Here is a 22,504-nt window from a genome sequence, read left to right as displayed (position 1 = left end):
TAATTTGCTGTCGTTCATTAAAATAACAGTGTTTTCGTTTAAAGAAATGCACCAATGTAATATGTTAATTTGCAATATTGGTTGTTTAAAGAAAATGCACATTGTGCATTTATTGAGTATGTCATGCGCAAAAAGTATTGATTTGGCCATTTATAATTCAGTGTGTTTCCTTTGGTGATGTTGATAGGAGCAAGAATTGGGGGGCTTGCGTTGCTCTGATTGACTGTGAGAGGCTAAGTGTTACTGAGCGTTTAGGTAAAGGGCCTTTTAGATGACGTATTTTTTTGAACGTACCGAAACGGCGAACACGATTAGCATTGTGCTGCGTCCGCATTCATTGTATTTGATGTTGGGGATGTTGGCATTTTGGCTGTTCAATGATCTGGTATTGAAGTCCGCCTCGGCAGCCAACATCGTGATCCCGGTCTTTCTTGTTTTTATGGTAGTACGCTTCTTTTCTCTGATCCGAGTTCAAAAAGAGGTGATTATTGCGATGAAGCAAGGTCGGGTGACAACTCAGGGAAGCAAGTTCTCTTTTGCTAACCCGTTCACTTATATTATAAAAAAGTAATTACTTTCCCATAGGGAAAGAATCCATTGTGCGCCCGTCGCTTCTCGCTACCTTGGTCGTTGTGCATAATTAATCACTTGCACAGTATTAAGGGGATAGAATGGGCGCGTTTAACTGGAGGCCACTGCTGCTGGCTTGCTTGATCGTCAGTATTGGCCAGCTGAGCCTTGGGTTGATCTTTCCGTCACTGCCGTGGATCGCCAAGGATCTCTCTTTGTCTACCGGTCAGGTACAATGGCTGGTTTCTGGCTATTTGCTGGGTTTTGGCCCATCACAGCTTGTTTATGGCCCCCTTTCAGATGTCTTCGGCCGACGACCCGTGTTGCTTTCGGGGCTGCTGATTGCAATGGCCGGGCTGTTGCTTGCGGTAATTTGGGCTGATTCATTTACCTTGTTATTGGCCGGCCGCATGATCCAAGGATTGGGGGCCGGCAGTGTCGCGGTACTGGCAAGGGCGAGCATCAGAGATAGTTACCAGAGCCATGATTTGGTCAAAGCGATGACCTGGGTTGCTATTGTTGCAGCGTTTACGCCAATTATGGCCCCGGTGGTTGGCGGGATGGTCAACCATTATGCCGGATGGCTGGCTGTGTTTTGCGTGTTGCTGGGTTATATCGCGGTGGTGTGGCTGTTGTTGGTGGTCTGTTTCAGGGAGACCTTGCCCGGTCAAGCGCGGCCGCAGTCTGTGGCGGTATTGGTGCGATCCTATGCCGCACTGATTCGGGATCGGCATTTTATCTCTTTTGCCGGTATAGGCTGGATCAATTTTTCCCTGGTCGTGTTATCAATATCGCTGATGCCGTTCATTATGCAGGTTCAGATCGGCATGTCGTCTGAGGAATATGCATGGTGGGCGATGATCCCTGCTGTCGGTTTGTTGTGCGGGGGGCTGTTTTGTCAGCGATTGCGGCCGCTTATTGGTACGCGGACCATGCTCTTCCTCGCTCCGGCCTGTCAGATTTTCGCCGGGTGCCTGTTGATACTGGCTCCGGTCGAAGCGGCCTGGATGATTGCCGGGCATTTCTTCCTTGCAATGGCCAATGGCATGGTTTTCCCCTGTGCCCAGTCGTTATTGCTGATCCCTTACAGCCAAAAAGCTGGGACTGTGGCTGCGCTGGCAGGGGCGTGCCAGATGGTATTTGCCTCGCTGTGCAGTAATGGGTTGCTGAAACTTGGTATTCAGTACCCGTGGCATCTTGGTACTGTCATGTTGTTCGGTGCGCTTGGTGGTGTCGTGCTGGTGATTTGTGGGACACGCAGCGAAACGGGACAGCAGGCAGTGGCAGCCCTCAATGGTTAAACCATACTTATCTGTGAATACATATAATAGAGAGGATGGTCATGGCGAGAGGAGCAGTGGCTGGCATACTTGGGCTAGGCGTTTTCATGTTGTCGGCGTGTGTGAGCCAATATGAGCAGCAGTTAACGGGCAGTGGACAGTGGGATCAGCTGGGACATTACCACGGCGAGCAGGGATACCGGCAATGGGATCAGGGGGAACTGCATAAAAAGGGGGCGATGACCGAAACGGACTATGAGGAATACCGGGCTGGGTATTTGCAGGGGCGTTTCGATTACTGTACCGACAAGACAACCGTGGGGACACTGTTTAGCTCGGGCTATCCTGATGAGTGCAAGGACGATCGATCCGCGTCCTATGATCTGGGTGACAGGGGGTACTGATCCCGCCTTTATTGTTGAATGGAAAAAGGCTGCCACTGGGCAGCCTTTTTATTGCCATATCGCACAATGTGGACTTAGTTGTTTTTGTGCAATTCGCTGTTTAGCTCAACGGCGGCCTTGTTGGTCAAACATTCGATGACACCGGTCATTGAGTTACGGCGGAATAGTAGGTCTGGCTTGCCAGCGAGATCACGGGCTTTGGCAAAACCGGCTTCTTGACCGTTGTTGTCAAGCAGACGTACTTTAGAACCGGCAGTCACATACAGGCCTGATTCGATGGTACAGCGGTCGCCCATCGGGAAACCAAGACCGGCATTCGCGCCAAGCAGGCTGTTCTCGCCGATTGATACGACAACCTTGCCGCCGCCAGATAGTGTACCCATGATGGATGCACCGCCGCCGATGTCTGAGCCATTGCCGACCACAACGCCTGCAGAAATACGGCCTTCAACCATGCTCACGCCTGTTGTACCTGCATTGAAGTTGATGAAACCTTCGTGCATAACCGTGGTGCCTTCGCCGACATGCGCGCCAAGGCGAACACGGGAAGTATCAGCAATACGTACGCCAGTCGGTACAATGTAATCCACCATTTTCGGGAATTTGTCGACGCAATCTACCGTCAGGGTTTCACCGTTCAGGCGGGCTTCGATTTGGCGATCAGCCAGTTCAGGTAGGTCGATAGCACCTTGGTTGGTCCAGGCAATGTTGTGCAGCAGGCCGAAGATACCGTCCAGCACGAGACCGTGTGGCTTCACCAGACGGTGGGAGATCAGCTGCAGTTTAAGGAAGCCTTCCGCAACAGATGTTGGCGCTTCGTCGCTGGCCAGAATAACCAATACCAACGGTTGGCTCGAAGCCGCTGCCTTGGTTGCAAATGCGGCGCTGGCTTGCTCGCCGGTCGCAGTGAAGGCCGCGGCAAGATCAGCACACTGAGCTGCAGTGACTTCAATGGCTTGGTTGCCATCTTTGTAATCAACAATAGCAGCAAGGGCGCTAACTAGCTCATCGGAAGGATTCAGAATTGGCGTTGGGAAGAACGCTTCGATGATTTTGCCGTCGCGGTTTTTGGTCGCAGTACCAAGGGCTAGTGAAAAGCTGGCCATTATTGTTCATTCTCCATGTTAAATCATAAAGCGTTGCCTTCAGCGGCAGCGCATATAGAAATATCTAATGAACCCATCATAAAGAGAGTTGCCCGGAGTTTGAAGGGGCAAAGGGAAATAGCGAAGATTATTCTGGGATTGGGACGTTGTGGTAGCAGGGAGGTGGGATTGTTTTGGGGCGTTGCGGCAAAATACGGCGCTAAAAAAACCAAAGCATTTTCTACGCTGATTCGAAAACCCAGACCGGGTTTGACGAAGGTTTTGCTCAGGGAGCAAAGAGTAGAAAAAACTTTGGTTGATCGTGTTGCTATCCGTTAGGAGCCCGAGCAGATAGTCTGCTGTTTAAGCGGCTTCTTCGTCTGAAGCGTCTGCAACGACTTCAGGTTTTGCTGCTTTTTTCTTAGGGGCTTTTTTCGCGCCCAGTGCTACCAGTACTTCTTCCCGATTTTGGGCAAGGAACATAGATAGCTCTTCTTGCATCGATTCTTCTTCGATTAGATTGCTCTCGTTTAGTAAAACGAACAGCTCGTCAGCCATATCTAGCATTTTGTCGTATGCGTCGGCTTCGGACTTAGAGGTGAAAGTCATCTTTTCTTCTCCGTTGCGCTCAACTACATATTTGACGATAACAGCCATGGTCACCCTCTCCGAAATTGATTAACTGGCTGTTTATACAGTAGTATGGGCGGCAATGTCCAGTGGTTAGCATGGGAATGTGATGACTCGAGAGAAATTTGACCAAATTTATGCCCGAGCGGCGGAACGCAAAGGGGGGAGCCAGTCGCTTGAGGCGATGCTGGCCAATCCGTTGCCGGCTGACGCGCTGGCGCAGGTTGGTGATGACCGTTGGCTGTCCGCCCTGTCACAAAAAGTGTTTCAGTCCGGCATGAGCTGGCAGGTCGTCAGGAATAAATGGCCCAACTTCGAAGAGGTCTTTTTCGGCTTTGATATCGAAAAAATGCTGCTGATCCCCAATGAAATGTGGGAGCGTAAGGCGGCAGACCCCGCGATTATCCGCCATCTCGGCAAGGTGATGACTATTCCGGCCAATGCCCAGATGATCCACGGCGCGGCCCGTGAGTTTGATTCTTTTTCCGAGATGGTGGCCGACTGGCCATCGAATGACATTGTCGGCCTGTGGCGCTACCTGAAAAAGCATGGCCAGCGGCTAGGCGGCAATACCGGCCCGTATACGTTGCGGATCATGGGCAAGGATACCTTCATTCTCAGCCGGGACGTTGAAGCCTACCTACGCCATACCGGGATCATCGACGGTGGCCGAGATACCCAGAAATCACTGGCGGCGGCACAAGCGGCATTTAATGCCTGGCAGCTCGAATCTGGCCGTCCGCTGTGCCAGATCAGCCAGGTGATTGCGTTCAGCGTGGGTGATAATTATTAGGATGTCCCGTTGACGGCTGGGGCTCAGCGCTCAAGCTGCCATTGCTGGCAGAACGAGACGAACAACTTGAGCAACGGGCTCTGGTATTTTTCCTGATGGAGCAGGAGCCAGTATTGGCGCTGCATGTCGAGCGGCAGCTCAAGGATCACCAGCCGCCCGTCCATCACGGCATGGTCGACGGCCCGGCGTGACAGGCAGGTGATCCCCAGCCCTGCGGCAGCACAGTTGATGATTGCCTCGGTATTGTTGAGCTCGAATGCCTGCCGCCAATGTTCGAGTCGCGGTGCCAGCCTACTTAGGAAGAATTCGCGAGTCCCTGAACCGGGCTCCCGGAGGATCCATTGGCTGTGCTCCAGTTCGGCGAGGGTTAGTGTGTGGTGCTGGGCCAGAGGGTGCTCCGGATGGCAAGCAACGACCATCTCATCGCCGAGCCAGGGAATGACCGTTAGGTTATCGGTTTGGACCTTGCCTTCTACCAAGCCGATGTCGAGTTCGAACTCGGCCAGCATATGACAAATTTGGGCGGTATTGGCGATGAACAGGGATTGGTCGCAGTGGCCTGATTCCTGACGGAAGTCACGGAGCAGAAATGGCGTTACCTGATTGCCGACTGTATCGCTTGATCCTATTTTCAGTTTGCCGGTGATCGGCCCTTCCTGATTGAACAATTGCTCGATATCTTGGCTGCGGGCCAGTAGCTCGTCGGCCAGCGGCAGCAGTCGTTTGCCTTGTTCGTTGATGAGCAAGCGGTTGTTGTTGCGGTCAAACAGTTTGTGGCCGAGTTGTTTTTCCAGCTCTGACAGCGCCATACTGACAGCCGGTTTGGAGAGAAATAGCTTCTCTGCGGCGGCGGTGATGGTGAGTTCCTGGGCGACGGTAACGAAGACTTTCAGCTGGCGTAGGGCAATATTCATACTGTAACTTCAATGTTCAGTAAAATTTAACTTGGCTTTAAATATATTCAAGTATTCTAAATCAAGCAACCCCGTTACACTATCCCGGTATTCAGCAACATGGTTTACCTTGGGAGTCCTCATGATTAAGGCAACAAAGAAAAAAGTATTGGGCGCACCAACCCCGATGGCCGGGTTGGCTCTTGGTATCGCCAGCCTTGGCTGGTGTTGGGAGAACGGCGCCGAGCTGCATGGCTATGGCCAGATTGGCGGTGCAGCCATCGCCAGCGTGCTGCTGTTGGTGTTGCTGGCCAAGTTTCTCTTTCATCCTAAGGCGTTGTGGAACGATTTGAGTCACCCGGTAGTGGGCAGTGTGGTACCGACATTCGCGATGGCGACCATGGTGGTATCGAAGGCGCTGGGCATGTATTTCCCGCTGGCGGGGCAGGTGCTGTGGCTGGTGGCTGTCGTATTGCATTTGGGGTTCCTGACCCTGTTTACCATCCATCGTGTCCGCGAGTTCGAACTGCATCATATGGTGCCTAGCTGGTTTGTTCCGCCTATTGGGATCATTGTTGCTGACGTTGCTTTTCCCGGTGGGGTATTCCGCCCGCTGGCCGAGGGCTTGTTGATGTTCGGTATGGCGGTGTATGCCGTGATGCTGCCGGTGATGATTTACCGCCTGATCTTCAGCCATGAAATTCCGGATGCGGCCAAGCCGACTATTGCGATCCTTGCGGCGCCGGCCAGCCTGTCGCTGGCAGGCTACCTGACCGTCAGCCAAGTGCCATCACCGGTTGTTATCGGTTTGCTTGGTGGGATTGCTGTTCTGATGACGTTTATTATCTATGTGGCTTTCTTCCGCTTGCTGCGTTTGGAATTCTCACCGGGCTATGCAGCCTTCACCTTCCCAATGGTGATCGGCGCGACAGCCTTGTTCAAAACAGCGGCCTGGATGGCGAGCCAGGGCTATGCCCAGCACTATGTCGGACAGGTTGCGGCATTGGCACAGTTTGAACTGGTTGTTGCAACACTGGTTGTTGGCTACGTGGCACTACGCTACTTGGCCTTCTACCGCCCAATCTCGACCTTGTTGAAACCAGCGGTGTGCTAAAGGGAATTCTATAAAGGGCTCCAATGTAAGATGATCTTTGCCCGGCAGTGATGCTGGGCTTTTTTGTGGGACAAAGCACGGGAATACCGTTTGCAGCGCTTTGGCAGATAGAGGAAAATCGTTGCATTGCCCCTTGTTAGCGAGATACCCGCGTGTTTACCGTCTATCACTCCAATCAACTGGACCTGCTCAAATCCTTGCTGGTCGAGCTTATTCGTCTTGAGCCCTTGGACAACCCGTTCGTGCAGGAGCAGATCCTCGTTCAGAGCCCGGGGATGTCGCAATGGCTGAAGATGGAGCTGGCAAAGTCCTTCGGTGTCGCGGCAAATATAGAGTTTCCGCTGCCGGCGACGTTTATCTGGAAAATGTTTACCAAGGTGCTCAATGATGTGCCTGAGCGAAGTGCCTTCAACAAAGAATCGATGGCCTGGAAACTGATGCAGGTATTGCCGCAGCAGTTGGATCTGCCGGAATTCGAGCCGCTCAAGCGCTATTTGGAAAACGATGACGAAAGCCTGAAGCTTTACCAGCTTGCCGAGAAGATCGCGGATATCTTCGACCAGTACTTGGTATACCGTCCCGAGTGGATCCAGCAATGGGAGGCCGGTGAGGTCGTTGCCGATTTGGAGGGTGAGCACCCTTGGCAGCCTATACTGTGGCAAGCGCTGTATGACCATACCCTGGCTCTGGGCCAGTCGCCGTATCACCGTGCTAACTTGTACGAGCATTTCATCGAAACCCTCGAGAACTACGCGACTACCGGCGTGTTGTCGGCCAATCTTCCCAAGCGACTGTTTGTGTTTGGTATCTCATCGTTGCCGCCGCGCTATCTCGATGCCTTGGCCGCCTTGGGACAGCATATTGACGTGCATCTGATGTTCACCAACCCTTGCCGCTATTACTGGGGTGATATCCGGGATCGCAAGCATTTGGCCCGTCTTGCCGCCAATAAGCGTATAGCCTTGCGCTCGGTGCAGAGCCAGCTTGATGTGCAGGAGCATATCGAGCAGCTCAAAGACAGTGACGAAACGCATTATGATCTCGATATGCACAACAATGTGGTCGGCAACAGCCTGCTGGCCTCGATGGGAAAACTGGGGCGTGACAACCTTTACTTGTTGTCTGAAATGCAAGTCAATGAAGTCGATGCCGGTTTTGTCGATATCGAACCGGATTCGCTGCTCCATGCCATCCAGGCTGATATCTTGAATTTGGAAGATCGTCAGAACGACGAAATCCTTGATAACAGCTACCACAAGTTCCCGATCCGCAAGGATGACCACTCGCTGTCTATTCATGCCTGCCATAGCCCGATGCGGGAAGTGGAGGTGCTGCATGACAGGCTGCTGGCAATGTTCGAGGCCGAACCAACCCTGAAGCCGCGTGATGTGATCGTCATGGTGGCAGACATTAATGCCTACAGCCCGGCGATTCAGGCCGTGTTCGGTAATGCGCCGGGCCAGCGTTATATCCCGTTCTCGATTTCCGACCGTACCGCCGAGCAGGAAAACCCAATTCTGCTGGCCTTCCTCCGTTTGCTGTCGCTCCCTGAGAGTCGCTGCCATGCATCCGAGATCCTTGAGTTGCTTGAGGTTCCGGCCGTGATGGCCAAGTTTGGCTTTGATGGTGACAGCTTCGAGAAAATAAAGCGCTGGATTGAAGAGGCCGGTGTTCGCTGGGGGCTTGATGGCAAAACCGCGAGCCAGTTTGATTTGCCAGAACAAAGCCAGAATACCTGGCTGTTTGGTATTCAGCGAATGTTGCTTGGTTATGCCATGCCGCATGATGCCGGGCTGTTTGACGGGATATCAGCCTATGAGCAGGTGCAGGGGCTGGATGCAGAGCTGGCGGGCCATCTGGCTGGATTTATCGACTGCCTTATTGAATACCGGGAAAGTCTGGCGCAGCCGCATTCGGTCCATGAGTGGACCGCGATCCTCAATACCCTGTTGGATGATTTTCTGGCGGTGGAGCTGGAAGGCGAGTTGGTGCTGAAGTCGATCCGTGATCTTCTCCACCGCTTGGACGAGCAGTTGGACGATGCGGGTTTTGCCACTGATATTTCCCCTGCCGTGCTGAACCAATACCTGCAAGACAAGCTATCGGGTGAGCGGGTAAGCCAGCGTTTTCTCGCCGGACAGGTGAACTTCTGTACCCTGATGCCAATGCGCTCGATCCCGTTCCGGGTGGTGTGTCTGCTGGGGATGAACGATGGGGCTTACCCTCGTAACATTGCCCCTGAAGGGTTTGATTTGATGAATGGCCGCACTCGGGCAGGGGATCGCTCGCGCCGGGATGACGACCGCTACCTGTTCCTCGAGGCGATTCAGTCAGCGCAGGAAACCTTGTATATCAGCTATGTCGGACGTTCAATTCAGGACAATGCCGAGCGGATGCCAAGTGTACTGGTTAGCGAGCTGGTGGAGTACTGTCAGCAAGGCTATTGCCTTGACGGCGACGAGGCGTTGCCGGTCGACCAGTCAGCTGATTTGCTCAAAGATAAGCTGATCCGTCACCATCCGCTTGTCCCATTCAGCCCGCAGGCATTTAGCGGTGAGCATGCCAGCTTTGCGGCCGAGTGGCTTCCTGCCGCTACCCGCAGTGGCAGTGCCAGCCCTGCATTTCAAATCGCAGCCCTCAATGCAGATCCGCTCAAGGACGGGCAGATAAAACCTCTCGAGCTGGCAGAATTGCAGCGCTTCTGGCGTTTGCCGGTACGCTACTTCTTCAACCGTCGACTCAAGGTGTATTTTGAGCCGCCGATGGGCGTGATGGTTGATGATGAACCATTTGAGCTCAATGGCTTGGAAAGCTACGTGCTGCGTGATGAGCTACTGTCGTTGCTGCTTGATGCTCGTGCGCAGGGACGTGATGAGGAACCGGTGTACCGAGATTTTGCCGCTGAGCAAAAAGCGGCGGGTAACCTGCCAATCGCCGCGTTTGGCGAGCTCGACTTGGAAGTCACACGTCTGGAAACAATGGCGCTGGTTAATTTGATCGCCCCGTTGGCGAGCAAGCCACTTGATGATCATGAGGTTGATATTGCCTTTGAGATCAACGGCGAAACGGTGCAGTTGCAAGGGTGGTTGAAACAGCGTTATCAGTCCGGTTTGTTGCGCTACCGCAGCGGGAAGATCCGTCCGCAGGATATGCTGGCGGCTTGGTTTGATCACCTCTGCCTTGCGGCCGGTGGCAAGGGACTGGAAACGCATGTGATCGGTACTGACCGGCATGTGAAGCTGCTCCAAGTGGAGGCCGGTGATGCGAAAGCATATCTACAAGAGGTCATTGAGTTATATTTCCAAGGGCTAAACCAGCCGTTGGCGTATTTCCCGAAAACGGCGCAGGCCGGCATCATGGCCTGTATCGATAAGAACGGTAACTGGAGCGACAGTGACGAGAATCGTGAGAAGGCCCTGGCAAAAATGGCAGATGCTTTCAACGGCGGTTACATGTTTACCGGCGAGGGGGTTGATACTTATGTCGCTCGAGTCTGGCCGCAGTGGAGTGACGAACTGGCTCAGGAGATATCGCAACTGGCTGCCCGAGTACTGCAGGGTCCGATTATGGGCAGTGAGGATGTGGAGCAGGAGTAGTGGAAAAAGCCAGAAAGGAAGTAGTGTGGTCGCCAGCAAATCATTGTTAGTTGTAGGGTGTTCGCTGTACGACCACTGGTGCAGAGGTAGACCACGTTTCTGGCGCAGATACTAACGAATGGCCTCGGGGTAAACTGTGAGAAACGTCTCACAATGGTTTGTGGCCAGTGTGTTTTAGGTACGTAATAAGTGCTTGATCACATTGATGATGTGGCCGAAGCCCCTTGCTGCAACTGATGATGCGATGACATCCGATGACGGGTGGATCAACCAACAAAACAATATTTGGAAAGACAATCCATGGATAACGTGAACGTTGCCAATAAATTACAACCGATGGCCTTCCCGTTGTACGGCGCTAGGCTCATCGAAGCCTCGGCTGGTACGGGGAAGACCTTTACCATTGTGAGTTTGTATCTGCGGCTTTTGCTGGGACATGGCAGTGATCAAACGCGCCATGCAAAGCCGTTGGATGTGGACGAAATTCTGGTGGTGACCTTCACTGAAGCCGCAACCGCAGAGCTGAGAGATCGTATCCGCACGGGGATCAAAGATGCTTATGTCTCTTTTTGCCGCGGTAAGAGCACCGGCTCGTACAAGCAGACTATCGACACGTTGTTACAAGAGATCCCCGATCACCATATCGCCAAGCAAATATTGCTGGATGCCGAGCGGCGTATGGACGAGGCGGCGATTTATACCATTCATGGTTTCTGCCAGCGGATGCTAACCCAGAATGCTTTCGAGTCAGGCAGTCGCTTCAATAATGAGTTCGTGACCGATGAGAGCCAGCTAAAGAGTCTCGTGGTTGCGGACTACTGGCGGCGGAATTTCTACCATTTGCCGTTTGGTCTGGCGAATGAGGTCAGGCAGCTCTGGTCATCGCCGGCGGCATTGCTGCGCGAATTGGGCAGCAGCCTGACCGGGGCGCCGCTGAAGCTTTCGGTGCCGCCAATGTCGGACACGCTTGATACGCTTCATCAGGAAAATATGCAGCGGATCGACAGCGTCAAGGCCTTGTGGCAAGAACATGAGGCGGATCTTGAAGCTCTGATTGCCAATTCGGGGATCAACAAGCGCAGCTATACCAAAAAGAGCCTGCCAGCATGGTTGGCTCAGGTCAGCGCGTGGGCGGCCAAGCCAACGCAGGACTACTCCCTGCCTGACAAGCTTGACCGTTTTCATCAGCAGACCCTGATCGAGAAAACGGCCAAGGGCGAGCCGCCCGAGCATCCGGTATTTGTTGCGATTGCTGAATTGCTTGATAGCCCTGCGAACTTACATGATCCGCTGCTGGCGCACGCGATTGAGCAGTGTCGGAGTTTGCTGGCACAGGCCAAGGCCCGTAAAGGCTGGTTGTCGTTTGATGATTTGTTGACTCAATTGTCGGCGGCCATTGATAACGATAGCGATGACCTGCTGGCCGGGCGTATCCGGACACAGTATCCGGTGGCGATGATCGATGAATTCCAGGATACCGATCCGCTGCAGTACAGTATTTTTAGTACGATTTACCGTGATCATGCCGATTGCGGCCTGTTCATGATCGGCGACCCCAAGCAGGCGATCTATGCCTTTCGCGGGGCGGATATTTTCACCTATATCCAAGCCCGTCGGCAGGTGACCGATCATTACACCCTTGATACCAACTGGCGCTCGACAGCCGAGATGGTCGGGGCGGTCAATGCGGTCTTTGCCCGCCCAGAGAGCCCGTTTATCTATGATCAGGATATCCAGTTCACGGCGGTTAACCATAGCCCGAAAGCCTCGGAACGCCGTTGGCGGCTGGACAACCAAGATCAACCGGCTTTGACATTCTGGCTGCAGGACAGCGATGACGGTAAACCGATAACCAAAGGGAGTTATCAGGAAACCATGGCTGCTGCGACAGCGGCTCAGATCCAGCATATCCTGACCCAGTCACAGCAGCAGTCGGCCTATTTTTGTGATGGCGAGCAGCGCCATATGATCGAAGCGGGGGATATCGCGGTGCTGGTGCGTACCGGCAGTGAAGGCAAGCTGGTTAAGAAGGCCTTGGCCGAACAAGGGATAGCCAGTGTGTATTTGTCTAACCGCGATAGCGTGTTTGCGAGTGCCGAAGCCGGGGATATCCAGCGCTTGCTGCAGGCCGTGCTGACGCCTGAAGACGAACGCGCGCTGCGTGCTGCGCTGGCCTCGAGCCTGTTTGCGCTGACGGCGGTGGAGTTGGATGAGCTGAATAACAGCGAGTCGGCATGGGAAGTGGCGATCAACAGCTTTAAGGGATACCGCAAGCTTTGGTTGTCTCGCGGGGTGATGCCGATGCTGCGCACCGTGATGGCCCAGAACAAAATTGCCGAGCGGCTATTGGCTGACGAAGGGGGCGAGCGCAGGCTGACTGATTTGCTGCATATCGGCGAATTATTGCAGGCGGCAAGCCAGACCCTTGATAGTGATTACGGCCTGCTGCGCTGGTTGGCCGAGAATGTGGCTGAGCCGAACGGCAACGCCGATGATCAGATCCTACGCTTGGAGTCCGAGCGCAACCTGGTCCAGATTGTCACCATCCATAAATCAAAAGGTCTGGAATACGATTTGGTCTTTATGCCTTTTGTCTGCAGTTACCGCGAGGTCGACAGCCGGGTCGAGGTGAAATACCACGATCAGGATGACCACTCGACGGTGCTTGATATTGCCAAGCAGGAAAAGGCCATTGCGTTGGCAGAGCAAGAGCGGCTGGCAGAAGACCTGCGCCTTATTTACGTAGCGCTAACTCGAGCGGTATATGGCTGTTTTGTCGGTATGGCTCCGATTCGTAATGGCCGGAGTACCAAAGAGCCAACCGGTTTGCATCGATCAGCCATTGGTCACTTGGTGCAGGATGGCAAAGAGGGAACCGTCGGCGAACTGACATTGGCCTTGGCCAAATTGGCTGACGAGCAGGCATCGGTAGCGGTTGTTGCGCCGCCAGTGTTACCAGAGTCACCTTGGCAGCCGGTAGAGGCGGTAATGCCGGAGCTGGCTCCGTCGATGTTTACCGCTTCTCTGGAGCGTAATTGGTGGATGACCAGCTATTCTAGCTTGGTCAAGCAGGGGCATCAGGCCCACCACGATAGCAGTATGGATCTGCCTGGCTTTGATATTGAGTCGGCTGCTGAAGCCGTGGCTGGCAGTGAGGGGGACTTGGAAGCGCTTGAGTCTGCCCGTTCGATCTACACCTTCCCGCGCGGGGCCCGTCCGGGTACATTCCTGCATACGGTTTTTGAAGAAATTGAATTTACAGCGCCGGTCGATGGTGAGGCAACGACGGCGATACTGACCGACTTGCTGCAAAAAGAGCATTACGATTTGGAGTGGCTGCCGGTGTTGCAGCAGCTGATCCATAATGTGCTGCACTGTGAGCTTGATGGCAAGGGCATGCGGCTGGTGGACAAGACCCCCGCCCAGCGTTTGACCGAAATGGAATTCCTGCTGCCGATCGAGTTGCTGCAGTCGTCGATGCTCAACAAGGTGATTGCCAAGCATGACCCCGTCTCGGCAAAAGCGGGTGAGCTGGGCTTTGCCACGGTCAGCGGCATGCTCAAGGGCTTTATTGACCTGGTTTTCGAGCACGAGGGGAAATATTACGTGCTGGACTGGAAATCCAACCATCTCGGTGATGATCCAGCGGTGTACCGTGGCGAGCAATTGGTTGCCGCCATGCGCGATCACCGCTATGACCTGCAGTACCAAATTTATGCATTGGCCTTGCAGCGTTTCTTGCGTAGCCGTATTCCCGATTATGACTATGAGCGCCATTTTGGCGGTGTTTACTATCTGTTCTTGCGTGGAATGGAAGCCAGTGGCGATAGCGGTATTTTCCATGCACGTCCAACGGCCGAGTTATTGGCAAGTCTAGAACAATTGATTGATGGGGAGCCGGTTGATGCTTAAGCGACTACAGAGTCTGGTCAAGCAAGGGGGGCTGCGCCAGCTTGATTATCAATTTGCCAAATTTGTTGCCCAGCGCAGTCCGGGTGAGGATGCGCCGTTGGTTGCACTGGTTGCGGCCCTGGCGAGCCATGAGTTGGGTAAGGGGCATGTCTGCCTGAAGCTGGATCGGGTCAGGGCTGATTCGCTGTTTGGCCTGTCTCCGTCGTTATCGGTTTCGCTGCTGGATGGCATGAGTGATCCAACACAGTGGTTGGCGCGGTTGCGTCATGTCGCGGTTGTGAGTGATATGTCGGGGGCTGGGCGTCAGGCAAAGCCACAGGCGACACCGCTTATTTTGCAGGATGGGCGGCTGTACCTTCACCGCTATTGGCATTTTGAACAGTTGGTGGCAGGAAAACTTCAGTCAGCCGCGTTGGCCAATGAAGCCGTTTCGGCCGGGGGCGATATCATGCCGGCGGTGCTCGATATGTTGTTCCCACGAACCTATACCTATTTGTATCAGGCTCTCCGCCAGTTGGACAAAGAGCCGCTATCGGCAGAGCAGGCCCAGCAACAGCGCCAGCGTGAGGTGTGTGACAAGCTTGACGTGGTTTATCCCCAAACGCTTGATTGGGGTTGCATCGATAGAGTGTTGACATCAGCAAGCCGGGCGGAGGAGCTGAAAGAGCTTGATACATTGGTACCAGCTGCGGCCTGCCTGAATTGGCAGAAGGTCGCGGCGGCTGTGGCAATCACCCGCCAGTTCGCGGTGATTTCCGGCGGTCCGGGTACCGGTAAGACCACCACGGTAGCTAAGCTATTGGCGGCGTTGGTGATGCAGGCTGATCACCGTTCTCAGGGTGACGAGGAGGCAATACCGACGATTAAGCTGGTCGCTCCGACCGGTAAGGCGGCGGCGCGTCTGACGGAGTCTATTGGCTTGGCGGTGCAGTCGTTGCCGGTCGACCCCCGTATTCGTGCCTTGATCCCGACCCAGTCCAGTACCTTGCATAGATTATTGGGTGCGGTACCCAATCAGGTTGATTTTCGCCACAACAAGGATAACCCGTTGCACTTGGACGTGCTGGTGGTGGACGAGGCGTCGATGGTGGATTTGTCGATGATGGCACGGTTGCTCGATGCCATGCCGCCGCATGCCAAACTGATCTTGCTCGGCGATAAGGATCAGCTCTCCTCGGTTGAGGCGGGGGCGGTATTGGGGGACATCTGCGCGTTCTCCAAGCAAGGCTACAGCGCCGAGCATGCCCAGCAGTTGAGCCGCCTTACGGGCTACCAGCTAGCCGGTGGCAATGATAGTGGTGTGCTAGTTAGTGCTATCGCTGATAGCCTGTGCATGCTCAGAAAGAGCTATCGTTTCCATGCCGAATCGGGTATCGGGCAGTTGGCAAAGGCCATCAATATGGGTGAGCCGGCCTTGGTCGATCAGGTCTGCACGCGAGGGTACAAGGATATCAAGGTTGCCTCTCTCAGTGCCGACAGCTACAAGGATATGATCCACAAGACGGTGACATTCTACCGAGACTACCTAGATGCCATCGAGCACAAGAAGTCACCGAAAGAGGTACTCGATGCGTTTGCGGCGGTACGCTTGCTGTGTGCGTTGCGCGAGGGGGACTTCGGTGTATCGGGGCTGAACCAGCGGATTGAGCGGGAGCTGGGTCAGATCGGCAAGATCAGCCAGACCGAAGATACGTGGTATGTCGGCCGCCCGGTGATGATCACCCGTAACGATCATGGTCTGGGGCTTTATAATGGCGATATCGGCATTGCGATGATGGATGAAACGGTTGATCCGGCCAAACCTCATATGCGGGTGTTTTTTGATATGCCAGACGGCACGATTCGTAGTGTACTGCCAAGCCGCCTCCCTGAACACGAGACGGTCTATGCGATGACGATCCACAAATCACAGGGCTCGGAATTTGCCGATACGCTAATGGTTCTCCCGGCGGACTTCTCGCCGATCCTGACCCGTGAGCTGGTTTATACCGGGGTGACCCGTGCCAAGGCCCGCCTGTATCTCTATGCGCAGCCAGAGGTGATTCAGCGCTCTGTCAAGCGGCGCACCGAGCGTGCGAGCGGTCTGGCCGATCTCTTGGGCTGATTGGCTTTTTAGGATGAGAAAACACCAGCTTTGCGGCTGGTGTTTTTGTTTTGGCGGTTGCCGACGGGACTATTTGCCGGCTAGGTTGGTCACGAGGATTTTGGAGCGGCGCTGGAAGTTGTAGAGGGCCTGCTTGGCCATCGGCAGATCATCGACACACGATTCGCAGAAGCCTTGCTCGCGGAACCAGTGCAGGCTGCGGGTGGTGAGGACAAAGAGTTTTTCGAGTCCCATCAACCTTGCTTGTTGCTTGACTTGTTTGAGCAAGATCAGGCCCCGCTCGGCATCGCGGTAGTCGGGGTGGATCGCGACGCAGGCCATCTCCGCCATCTTGTCACCAGGGAACGGGTAGAGGGCGGCGCAGCCGATGATTAACCCGTCACGTTCGATAATGGTAAATTGCTCGACTTCCTGCTCGAGTTGCTCGCGAGAGCGGCGGACCAAGATCCCTTCCTGTTCCAAGGGGCGGATAAGCGCGAGGATCCCGCCGATATCGTCAATGGTTGCACGGCGGACCTGTTCAGCGCTTTCCATGACGATTTGGGTGCCGATGCCATCAAAGGAGAATAGTTCTTGGATTAGGGTGCCGTCACCCTGATAACTGATGAGGTGGCTCCTTGGCACTCCTGCCCGGCAGGCGGTGATAGCCCCGCGCAGGAATCGACCCGTACCGCAGTCATCGAGTTGCTGGTCGATAAGCTGTTGCAAGGCATGTTCGGCGTCAGATGGGTGCATTTCAGAAATGACCTCCCCGGTGCTGTCCAGTACACCTTGGGCGGAGCAAAAACCGATCAGCTTGTCGGCCTTGAGGCGGATGGCAAGCTGGGTGGCTATTTCCTCGGAGGTGAGGTTGAAGCACTCGCCAGTGACGGAGCTGGCCACTGGGCCAAGCAGGACAATAGCCCGTTGATCGAGCTGGCGGTGGATCCCGTCAATATCGATACGGCGTATTTTCCCGCTGTGGGCATAATCGATGCCGTCATCGACCCCGAGTGGCTGGGCGATGATGAAGTTGCCGCTGATGATGTTGATCTGTGCCCCTGCCATCGGGGTATTGCTCAGTCCCATCGAAAAACGGGCGGTAATATCGAGCTGTAACTGGCCGGCTGCCTGCTTGGCGATTTCCAGCGTGCGTTGGTCAGTGATCCTGACGCCTTTGTGGTAAGGGGTCGGGCAGTGGCATTGCTCTGCCAGCGCGGTGATTTGCGGGCGCGCGCCATACACCAGAACGATACGCAGCCCAAGGCTGTTGAGCAGGGCGATATCGTTGACGATATGGGGGAAATTCGGATGGGCGATAGCTTCCCCACCGAGCATGATAACAATGGTTTTACCCACATGGGCATTGAGGTAGGGCGCAGACTGGCGGAACCCCTTGACGAGTGCGGTGCTTCGTAGTTTCACAATCAACATCCTTGTTGTAGATGTCTAATAATTTATATTTTATGCGCTGCGAGTCAATAATAATTCATCGCGGCGGATCCGGGGGAAAACATGACAAACTGCGAATTTTGGACTGAAGATCTCGTTTGTGGCCTTTGGCGGCGGGGGAAGCCCCACAAGTAAGGGGCTTTCCGGTATAGTCCCCCACAGCATTGTAATCAGCATTTTAACTATGGCACGCCAGACGAAAATACGAATACAGCTCGCGATGGCTTTACGTGGGGGCTTGGCCTCCTTGGTCGTCATTACCTTTGTCATTGCCGCCTACAGCTGCAGTCAACCTAAGACATCAGGGCTCGCACGATCGGATATTTACGGTGTGTGGGTGGAGCAAGATGTCGCCCCCTATGCCGCCGACAGCTTTGAACTACGACCCGCCGGGGTTTTTGTTGGTGGCCGTCAGGTCAGCACGGATTACACCTGGAACGGTCGCGAGCTGGAATATCGCTATGGCAATGAGTTATACCGTTATCATTTGATTGATCAGCAGTTGATTCGTGAGCAGCCAGTTCACTATGTGTCGTCGTTTACCCGTCAGGCCGTGGTAGCGAATCACAGTCTCGTGGTAGGGGCCGTCGCTGGTGGTTGATTGGTCGCTGCTTGAGTGCCCCCCCCCTTATTTAATGCCTGGTATTTATTATATTCAGTGCTGATAGCATAAAATGCATACTGGCAATGCAGTTAGATTTGCTAACGGCTTGGCCTCCAGACAATCTGCTGACATACTGATTATCCATGCCGTTACAATAGCGGCCAGCTTGAGAGGTAGCGAGAAATGCGCTGGACGCATCTCGGCTTGAGCTGCTTTATAACCCATTATTTTTATAGGATTTTCAGTGTTACGAAAAGCAACGATTGCGCTTTTGGTATTGGGGTTGGCTGGCTGTGCCAGACCGACAGATCGCGGCCAGCAGTACCTTGATGGGGAATTTGATCAGGTTCTCAATCCGGTTTCGACCGTTTCTTCGGACAAGCCTCGTGATTATCATGAGTTCAAGCAGCAGATGGAGCTGGTGCTGGAGCGTTCCCCTTCGATGGCAGCCACTTACCAGTCGCTTTACCGTCAGGTTGAAAACTGGGCCGAGAATAGCGGTGATCCTGCTACGCTGGGTAATTACGGCATAGATCTGGCTCAAATGGGCGGCGGCGACGGTTACGGAAACGTGATGTTTACCGGGTATTTTTCGCCAGTTATCGAACTGCGCCACCAACCTGATGCCACTTACCGTTACCCTGTTTACGCGATGCCTAAGTGTGGTACCTCGTGCCCAAATCGAACGGCGATTTATGCCGGTGCTCTTGATGGACAGGGGCTGGAGCTTGGTTATAGCGCATCAATGCTCGATATCTTCATGATGGAAGTACAGGGCAGCGGCTTTGTCCATTTCGAGGACAATGACCAGCTTCAGTATTTTGCCTACAACGGCAAGAATGGCCATCCGTACGTCAGTATCGGCAAGGTGCTTATCGAGCGTGGCGAGGTGCCGCGCGAGAAAATGTCACTCAAAGCAATTTCCGAGTGGGCTGCCAAGCAAGATGACGCGACCGTGCGTGAATTGCTCGAGCAGAACCCGTCGTTTGTTTTCTTTAAGCCGAGCTCGACCTTGGATGTGATGGGCAGTGCCGGGATCCCGTTGCAGGCCCATGCTGCAGTGGCCGCAGACCGAAAGTACCTGCCGATGGGGTCGGTGCTGTTGGCCGAGGTGCCGCAGTTGGATCGCGAGGGAAAATGGAACGGCAAGCATGTTCTTAAATTGCTGATGGCGCTGGATACCGGTGGTGCAGTGAAGAAAAACCACCTTGACCTCTACCACGGTATGGGGCACGAGGCTGGTATTGATGCGGGCCATTACAAGCACTTCGGCCGGGTTTGGAAGCTGGGTTTGCACGGCTCCCTACCTGCAATGCCTTAGCCTGACACCACTGGACAATTTCCCAAAGAGTGCGTATAAATCGCACTCTTTCTTTATTCAATGTTTGACTCAGAGCGCGGAAAGCCCATGCGAGAATTAGAGACCCCAGCATCAGACAACTACAACCAGCGTTTTGGCGGCACCCGCCGTCTGTACGGCAACAGTGAAGTGGAGGTTCTGCGTGCTGCGCATGTGTGCGTGATCGGGATTGGCGGTGTGGGTTCATGGGCGGCGGAAGCGTTGGCCCGTTCGGGGATCGGCGAACTAACCCTGATTGATATGGATGATGTCTGCGTGACCAACATCAACCGTCAGATCCATGCAATGAGCGGCACTGTCGGCCAGAGCAAAATTGAAGTGATGGCTGAGCGGATCAAGCTGATTAACCCCGAGTGTCAGGTTAATTTGATCGATGACTTTATTACCCCGGAAAATATCCCGCAGTATATCGACAGCCGCTATGACTATATTTTAGATGCGATCGACAGCATGAAGCCGAAAGCGGCGTTGCTGGCGTACTGCAAGAGCAACAAGCTCAAGGTGATCACCACCGGTGGGGCGGGAGGCCAAATGGATCCGACCCAAATTCAAATCACCGACCTGACCAAGACGATTCAGGACCCGTTGGCCAAGAAGCTGCGCGATACCCTGCGCCGTCACCATAATTTTCCTAAGAACCCGAAGCGCAAGTTCGGTATTGATTGCGTGTTTTCGACCGAGCAGCTCAAGTACCCGCAGGCCGACGGCAGCGTGTGCAATGCCAAGGCGTCGGCAGAAGGGCCGAAGCGAATGGATTGTGCCAGCGGTTTCGGCGCGGCGACGATGGTGACCGCGACCTTCGGTTTTGTCGCTGTGTCGCGTATTTTGCAAAAGCTGATTGAAAAGCACCTGCGTTAATACGTCGATGTCTTTGATAAAAAAGCGAGAACCAATGGTTCTCGCTTTTTTTTGATCAGCTTGCCGCTTAGGCTGCGGCGATAACTTTGATTTGCTCGACAATGGCCTTGAGTCCGTTGCCACGCGATGGGCTGAGGTGGGCTAGCAGCCCGAGGCTGTCAAAGTAGCCGTCGATGTCGAACTCGCGGATTTGTGCCGCGCTCTTGCCGTCATAGGCCGCAAGGACCAAGGTGATCAGGCCGCGGACGATTCGGGCATCCGAATCGGCAGCGAAGCGGAATACCTCGCCTTCTTGCTGGTGGGCCAGCCAGACTTGGCTTTCGCAGCCGCTGACCTTGAGCTGGTCTTGCTTGTATTGCTCCGGTAGTGCGGGTAGTTGCTTGCCGAGCTGGATCACCGTGCGGTAGCGGTCTTCCCAGCCATTGGCTGCTTGCATTTGGGCAATGATCTGCTCAGTGGTGATGGTTGTGCCAAAAGGGTGGCTAGGCAAAGTCATGGTGGCTCCTAGAGCAGGCTGCAGGCTTTGTGCAGGGCTGCAATAAATTGATCGATATCTTGCTCGGTATTGTATAGGGCAATGGATACCCGCAGGGTTCCGCTGACACCCAGCGCATCCATCATCGGATGGGCACAGTGGTGGCCGGCTCGCAGTGCGACGCCCTGCTGGTCGAGCAGGGTGGCAATATCCTGATGGTGGACACCGTCGACGACAAAAGAGAAAAGGCTGGTATCGGGCTGCAGGCCGAGGATGTGTAGATCATCAATCGCGCTGATGCCGTCAATCGCACGTTGGCGCAGGGCATGGATATGTTGCTCGGCCGCGGTACGGTCTTGTTCCTCAAGCCAGCGGATAGCTGCCGCCATGGCGAGGCTGCCCGCGACATTGGGTGTACCGGCTTCGAACTTGCCCGGCAGTTGGGAATAGGTCGTACCGTCGAACGAGACTTTTTCAACCATTTTGCCACCGCCATGCCAAGGCGGCATGGTTTCAAGCAATGCCCGCTTGCCATAAAGCGCCCCGATACCAGTAGGGGCAAAGATTTTATGGCCGGAGAAAACGTAGAAGTCGGCATCGAGCGCCTGAACATCGACTGGCTCGTGCGCCACGGCCTGGGCACCGTCGATGACGGCAATCGCGCCAGCACGGTGGGCTGCCTCGATGATCGCTTCGATGGGGTGGCGGGTGCCGGTGACGTTACTGACATGGGCCACCGCGACGATCTTGGTGCGCGGGCCGAGCAGCTCGGCAAAGGCGGTCATATCTAATGTGCAGTCGGGTAGCATCGGGATTTTTAAGACCTTAGCTCCGGTTTGCTCGGCGACCATTTGCCACGGCACGATATTGGCGTGGTGCTCCATTTCGCTGACCAGAATCTCATCGCCTGGTTGCAAAGTGCTGCGGGCATAGGATTGGGCGATAAGATTGAGGGCTTCTGTCGCCCCGCGGGTCCAGATCACCTCTTTGCTGTCACTGGCATTGATGAATGCACGGACAACCTCGCGTGCCTGCTCGAACTGGGTCGTGGCCGATGCCGTCAAACTGTGGCTGCCGCGATGGACATTGGCGTTCTGGCTACAGTAGTAGTGGCGGATGGTATCGATGACTGCATGCGGTTTCTGGGTGGTCGCCGCGCTGTCGAGATAAACCAGCGGTTGGCCGTTACTTTGTTGGTTCAAGGCAGGAAATTGCTGGCGGATCGCATTGATATCAAAGTGGGCAGTCATGATGGGTCACATTGCTGTTGAACAAGGGGGGAGATCATGCTGTGAAAATCCGGCTAGGGCAAGTATTTCTCCCGCTAGATATCAGTATGGTGGTTTAGCGGATAAAAAAAAGCACCGCGACAAAGCGCAGTGCCAAGCATGATTT

The 22,504-nt window shown here is 54.4% G+C and carries 18 protein-coding genes; 12 read left to right on the top strand and 6 right to left on the bottom strand.

Going from position 1 to position 22,504, the window contains the following annotated elements:
• The first annotated feature begins 271 nt into the window (after positions 1–271).
• From ACSF8X_RS15085 to ACSF8X_RS15075, 3 genes are all read left to right on the top strand, one after another.
• Positions 272–571, top strand: coding sequence for a hypothetical protein (locus tag ACSF8X_RS15085; RefSeq protein ID WP_047881043.1), 300 nt, complete (start codon positions 272–274; stop codon positions 569–571).
• A gap of 100 nt (positions 572–671) precedes the next feature.
• Positions 672–1,871, top strand: a complete 1,200-nt coding sequence (locus tag ACSF8X_RS15080; protein WP_500850339.1) for a multidrug effflux MFS transporter — start codon at positions 672–674, stop codon at positions 1,869–1,871.
• 41 nt (positions 1,872–1,912) lie between these two features.
• The gene (locus tag ACSF8X_RS15075) at positions 1,913–2,254 is read left to right on the top strand and encodes a DUF2799 domain-containing protein (RefSeq protein WP_500850338.1); all 342 of its coding nucleotides are present in this window, start codon (positions 1,913–1,915) and stop codon (positions 2,252–2,254) included.
• Positions 2,255–2,328: 74 nt separating this feature from the next.
• Here ACSF8X_RS15075 and dapD read toward each other — a convergent pair whose 3' ends face one another.
• Complete coding sequence (dapD, locus tag ACSF8X_RS15070) at positions 2,329–3,360, bottom strand: 2,3,4,5-tetrahydropyridine-2,6-dicarboxylate N-succinyltransferase (protein WP_047881046.1); 1,032 nt, start codon at positions 3,358–3,360, stop codon at positions 2,329–2,331.
• A gap of 15 nt (positions 3,361–3,375) precedes the next feature.
• Here dapD and ACSF8X_RS15065 point away from each other — a divergent pair, with 15 nt between their 5' ends.
• Positions 3,376–3,678, top strand: coding sequence for a hypothetical protein (locus tag ACSF8X_RS15065; protein ID WP_500850337.1), 303 nt, complete (start codon positions 3,376–3,378; stop codon positions 3,676–3,678).
• Between the two features lie 24 nt (positions 3,679–3,702).
• Here ACSF8X_RS15065 and ACSF8X_RS15060 read toward each other — a convergent pair whose 3' ends face one another.
• The gene (locus ACSF8X_RS15060; RefSeq protein WP_047881047.1) at positions 3,703–3,996 is read right to left on the bottom strand and encodes a YebG family protein; all 294 of its coding nucleotides are present in this window, start codon (positions 3,994–3,996) and stop codon (positions 3,703–3,705) included.
• An 82-nt stretch (positions 3,997–4,078) separates the two neighbouring features.
• Between ACSF8X_RS15060 and ACSF8X_RS15055 the strand changes: the two genes are divergently transcribed.
• Entirely contained in the window at positions 4,079–4,762 is a 684-nt protein-coding gene (locus ACSF8X_RS15055) for a DNA-3-methyladenine glycosylase I (RefSeq protein ID WP_500850336.1), read from the top strand.
• A 23-nt stretch (positions 4,763–4,785) separates the two neighbouring features.
• Here the strand turns inward: ACSF8X_RS15055 and ACSF8X_RS15050 are convergent, their stop codons facing one another.
• Entirely contained in the window at positions 4,786–5,676 is an 891-nt protein-coding gene (locus tag ACSF8X_RS15050) for a LysR substrate-binding domain-containing protein (RefSeq protein WP_047881049.1), read from the bottom strand.
• A 121-nt stretch (positions 5,677–5,797) separates the two neighbouring features.
• Between ACSF8X_RS15050 and ACSF8X_RS15045 the strand changes: the two genes are divergently transcribed.
• The 4 genes from ACSF8X_RS15045 to recD all read left to right on the top strand — a co-directional run bounded on the left by ACSF8X_RS15045 (position 5,798) and on the right by recD (position 16,381).
• Complete coding sequence (locus ACSF8X_RS15045; RefSeq protein ID WP_047881050.1) at positions 5,798–6,769, top strand: TDT family transporter; 972 nt, start codon at positions 5,798–5,800, stop codon at positions 6,767–6,769.
• A gap of 152 nt (positions 6,770–6,921) precedes the next feature.
• Positions 6,922–10,365, top strand: a complete 3,444-nt coding sequence (gene recC / locus ACSF8X_RS15040) for an exodeoxyribonuclease V subunit gamma (protein WP_500850335.1) — start codon at positions 6,922–6,924, stop codon at positions 10,363–10,365.
• Between the two features lie 285 nt (positions 10,366–10,650).
• On the top strand, positions 10,651–14,277 hold the full coding sequence (recB, locus tag ACSF8X_RS15035) for an exodeoxyribonuclease V subunit beta (protein ID WP_500850334.1): 3,627 nt from the start codon (positions 10,651–10,653) through the stop codon (positions 14,275–14,277).
• Positions 14,270–16,381, top strand: coding sequence for an exodeoxyribonuclease V subunit alpha (gene recD, locus ACSF8X_RS15030; RefSeq protein WP_500850333.1), 2,112 nt, complete (start codon positions 14,270–14,272; stop codon positions 16,379–16,381). Before recB ends, recD begins: the two co-directional genes overlap by 8 nt.
• A 69-nt stretch (positions 16,382–16,450) precedes the next feature.
• Here recD and argA read toward each other — a convergent pair whose 3' ends face one another.
• On the bottom strand, positions 16,451–17,785 hold the full coding sequence (gene argA / locus ACSF8X_RS15025) for an amino-acid N-acetyltransferase (RefSeq protein ID WP_500850332.1): 1,335 nt from the start codon (positions 17,783–17,785) through the stop codon (positions 16,451–16,453).
• 211 nt (positions 17,786–17,996) lie between these two features.
• On the opposite strand from argA, the gene ACSF8X_RS15020 reads away from it, so the two are divergent.
• The 3 genes from ACSF8X_RS15020 to tcdA all read left to right on the top strand — a co-directional run bounded on the left by ACSF8X_RS15020 (position 17,997) and on the right by tcdA (position 20,634).
• Entirely contained in the window at positions 17,997–18,413 is a 417-nt protein-coding gene (locus ACSF8X_RS15020) for a DUF2850 domain-containing protein (protein ID WP_047881055.1), read from the top strand.
• A 247-nt stretch (positions 18,414–18,660) separates the two neighbouring features.
• Positions 18,661–19,737, top strand: coding sequence for a murein transglycosylase A (mltA, locus tag ACSF8X_RS15015; protein WP_084722466.1), 1,077 nt, complete (start codon positions 18,661–18,663; stop codon positions 19,735–19,737).
• An 87-nt stretch (positions 19,738–19,824) separates the two neighbouring features.
• Positions 19,825–20,634: a tRNA cyclic N6-threonylcarbamoyladenosine(37) synthase TcdA gene (gene tcdA / locus ACSF8X_RS15010; RefSeq protein ID WP_047881072.1), complete on the top strand. Its 810-nt coding sequence runs from the start codon at positions 19,825–19,827 to the stop codon at positions 20,632–20,634.
• Positions 20,635–20,701: 67 nt separating this feature from the next.
• Here tcdA and csdE read toward each other — a convergent pair whose 3' ends face one another.
• The gene (csdE, locus tag ACSF8X_RS15005) at positions 20,702–21,130 is read right to left on the bottom strand and encodes a cysteine desulfurase sulfur acceptor subunit CsdE (RefSeq protein ID WP_047881056.1); all 429 of its coding nucleotides are present in this window, start codon (positions 21,128–21,130) and stop codon (positions 20,702–20,704) included.
• Between the two features lie 8 nt (positions 21,131–21,138).
• Positions 21,139–22,359 carry a cysteine desulfurase CsdA gene (gene csdA, locus ACSF8X_RS15000; protein ID WP_500850331.1) on the bottom strand — a complete coding sequence of 407 codons (1,221 nt, stop codon included), beginning with the start codon at positions 22,357–22,359 and terminating at the stop codon, positions 21,139–21,141.
• Positions 22,360–22,504 lie beyond the last annotated feature (145 nt).

It is taken from the genome of Photobacterium panuliri, from assembly GCF_059920555.1.
The sequence above is the reverse complement of the archived record's forward strand: the minus strand, read 5'-3'. Positions and strand labels throughout refer to the sequence as shown.

Coding starts and splice junctions, on each gene's coding strand:
- ACSF8X_RS15055 (WP_500850336.1), top strand. CDS start 4,079: ATGACTCGAGAGAAATTTGACCAAATTTATGCCCGAGCGGCGGAACGC.
- tcdA (WP_047881072.1), top strand. CDS start 19,825: ATGCGAGAATTAGAGACCCCAGCATCAGACAACTACAACCAGCGTTTT.
- csdE (WP_047881056.1), bottom strand. CDS start 21,130: ATGACTTTGCCTAGCCACCCTTTTGGCACAACCATCACCACTGAGCAG.
- ACSF8X_RS15020 (WP_047881055.1), top strand. CDS start 17,997: ATGGCACGCCAGACGAAAATACGAATACAGCTCGCGATGGCTTTACGT.
- ACSF8X_RS15080 (WP_500850339.1), top strand. CDS start 672: ATGGGCGCGTTTAACTGGAGGCCACTGCTGCTGGCTTGCTTGATCGTC.
- dapD (WP_047881046.1), bottom strand. CDS start 3,360: ATGGCCAGCTTTTCACTAGCCCTTGGTACTGCGACCAAAAACCGCGAC.
- ACSF8X_RS15065 (WP_500850337.1), top strand. CDS start 3,376: ATGTTAAATCATAAAGCGTTGCCTTCAGCGGCAGCGCATATAGAAATA.
- ACSF8X_RS15050 (WP_047881049.1), bottom strand. CDS start 5,676: ATGAATATTGCCCTACGCCAGCTGAAAGTCTTCGTTACCGTCGCCCAG.
- recD (WP_500850333.1), top strand. CDS start 14,270: ATGCTTAAGCGACTACAGAGTCTGGTCAAGCAAGGGGGGCTGCGCCAG.
- ACSF8X_RS15045 (WP_047881050.1), top strand. CDS start 5,798: ATGATTAAGGCAACAAAGAAAAAAGTATTGGGCGCACCAACCCCGATG.
- ACSF8X_RS15075 (WP_500850338.1), top strand. CDS start 1,913: ATGGCGAGAGGAGCAGTGGCTGGCATACTTGGGCTAGGCGTTTTCATG.
- ACSF8X_RS15085 (WP_047881043.1), top strand. CDS start 272: ATGACGTATTTTTTTGAACGTACCGAAACGGCGAACACGATTAGCATT.
- csdA (WP_500850331.1), bottom strand. CDS start 22,359: ATGACTGCCCACTTTGATATCAATGCGATCCGCCAGCAATTTCCTGCC.
- ACSF8X_RS15060 (WP_047881047.1), bottom strand. CDS start 3,996: ATGGCTGTTATCGTCAAATATGTAGTTGAGCGCAACGGAGAAGAAAAG.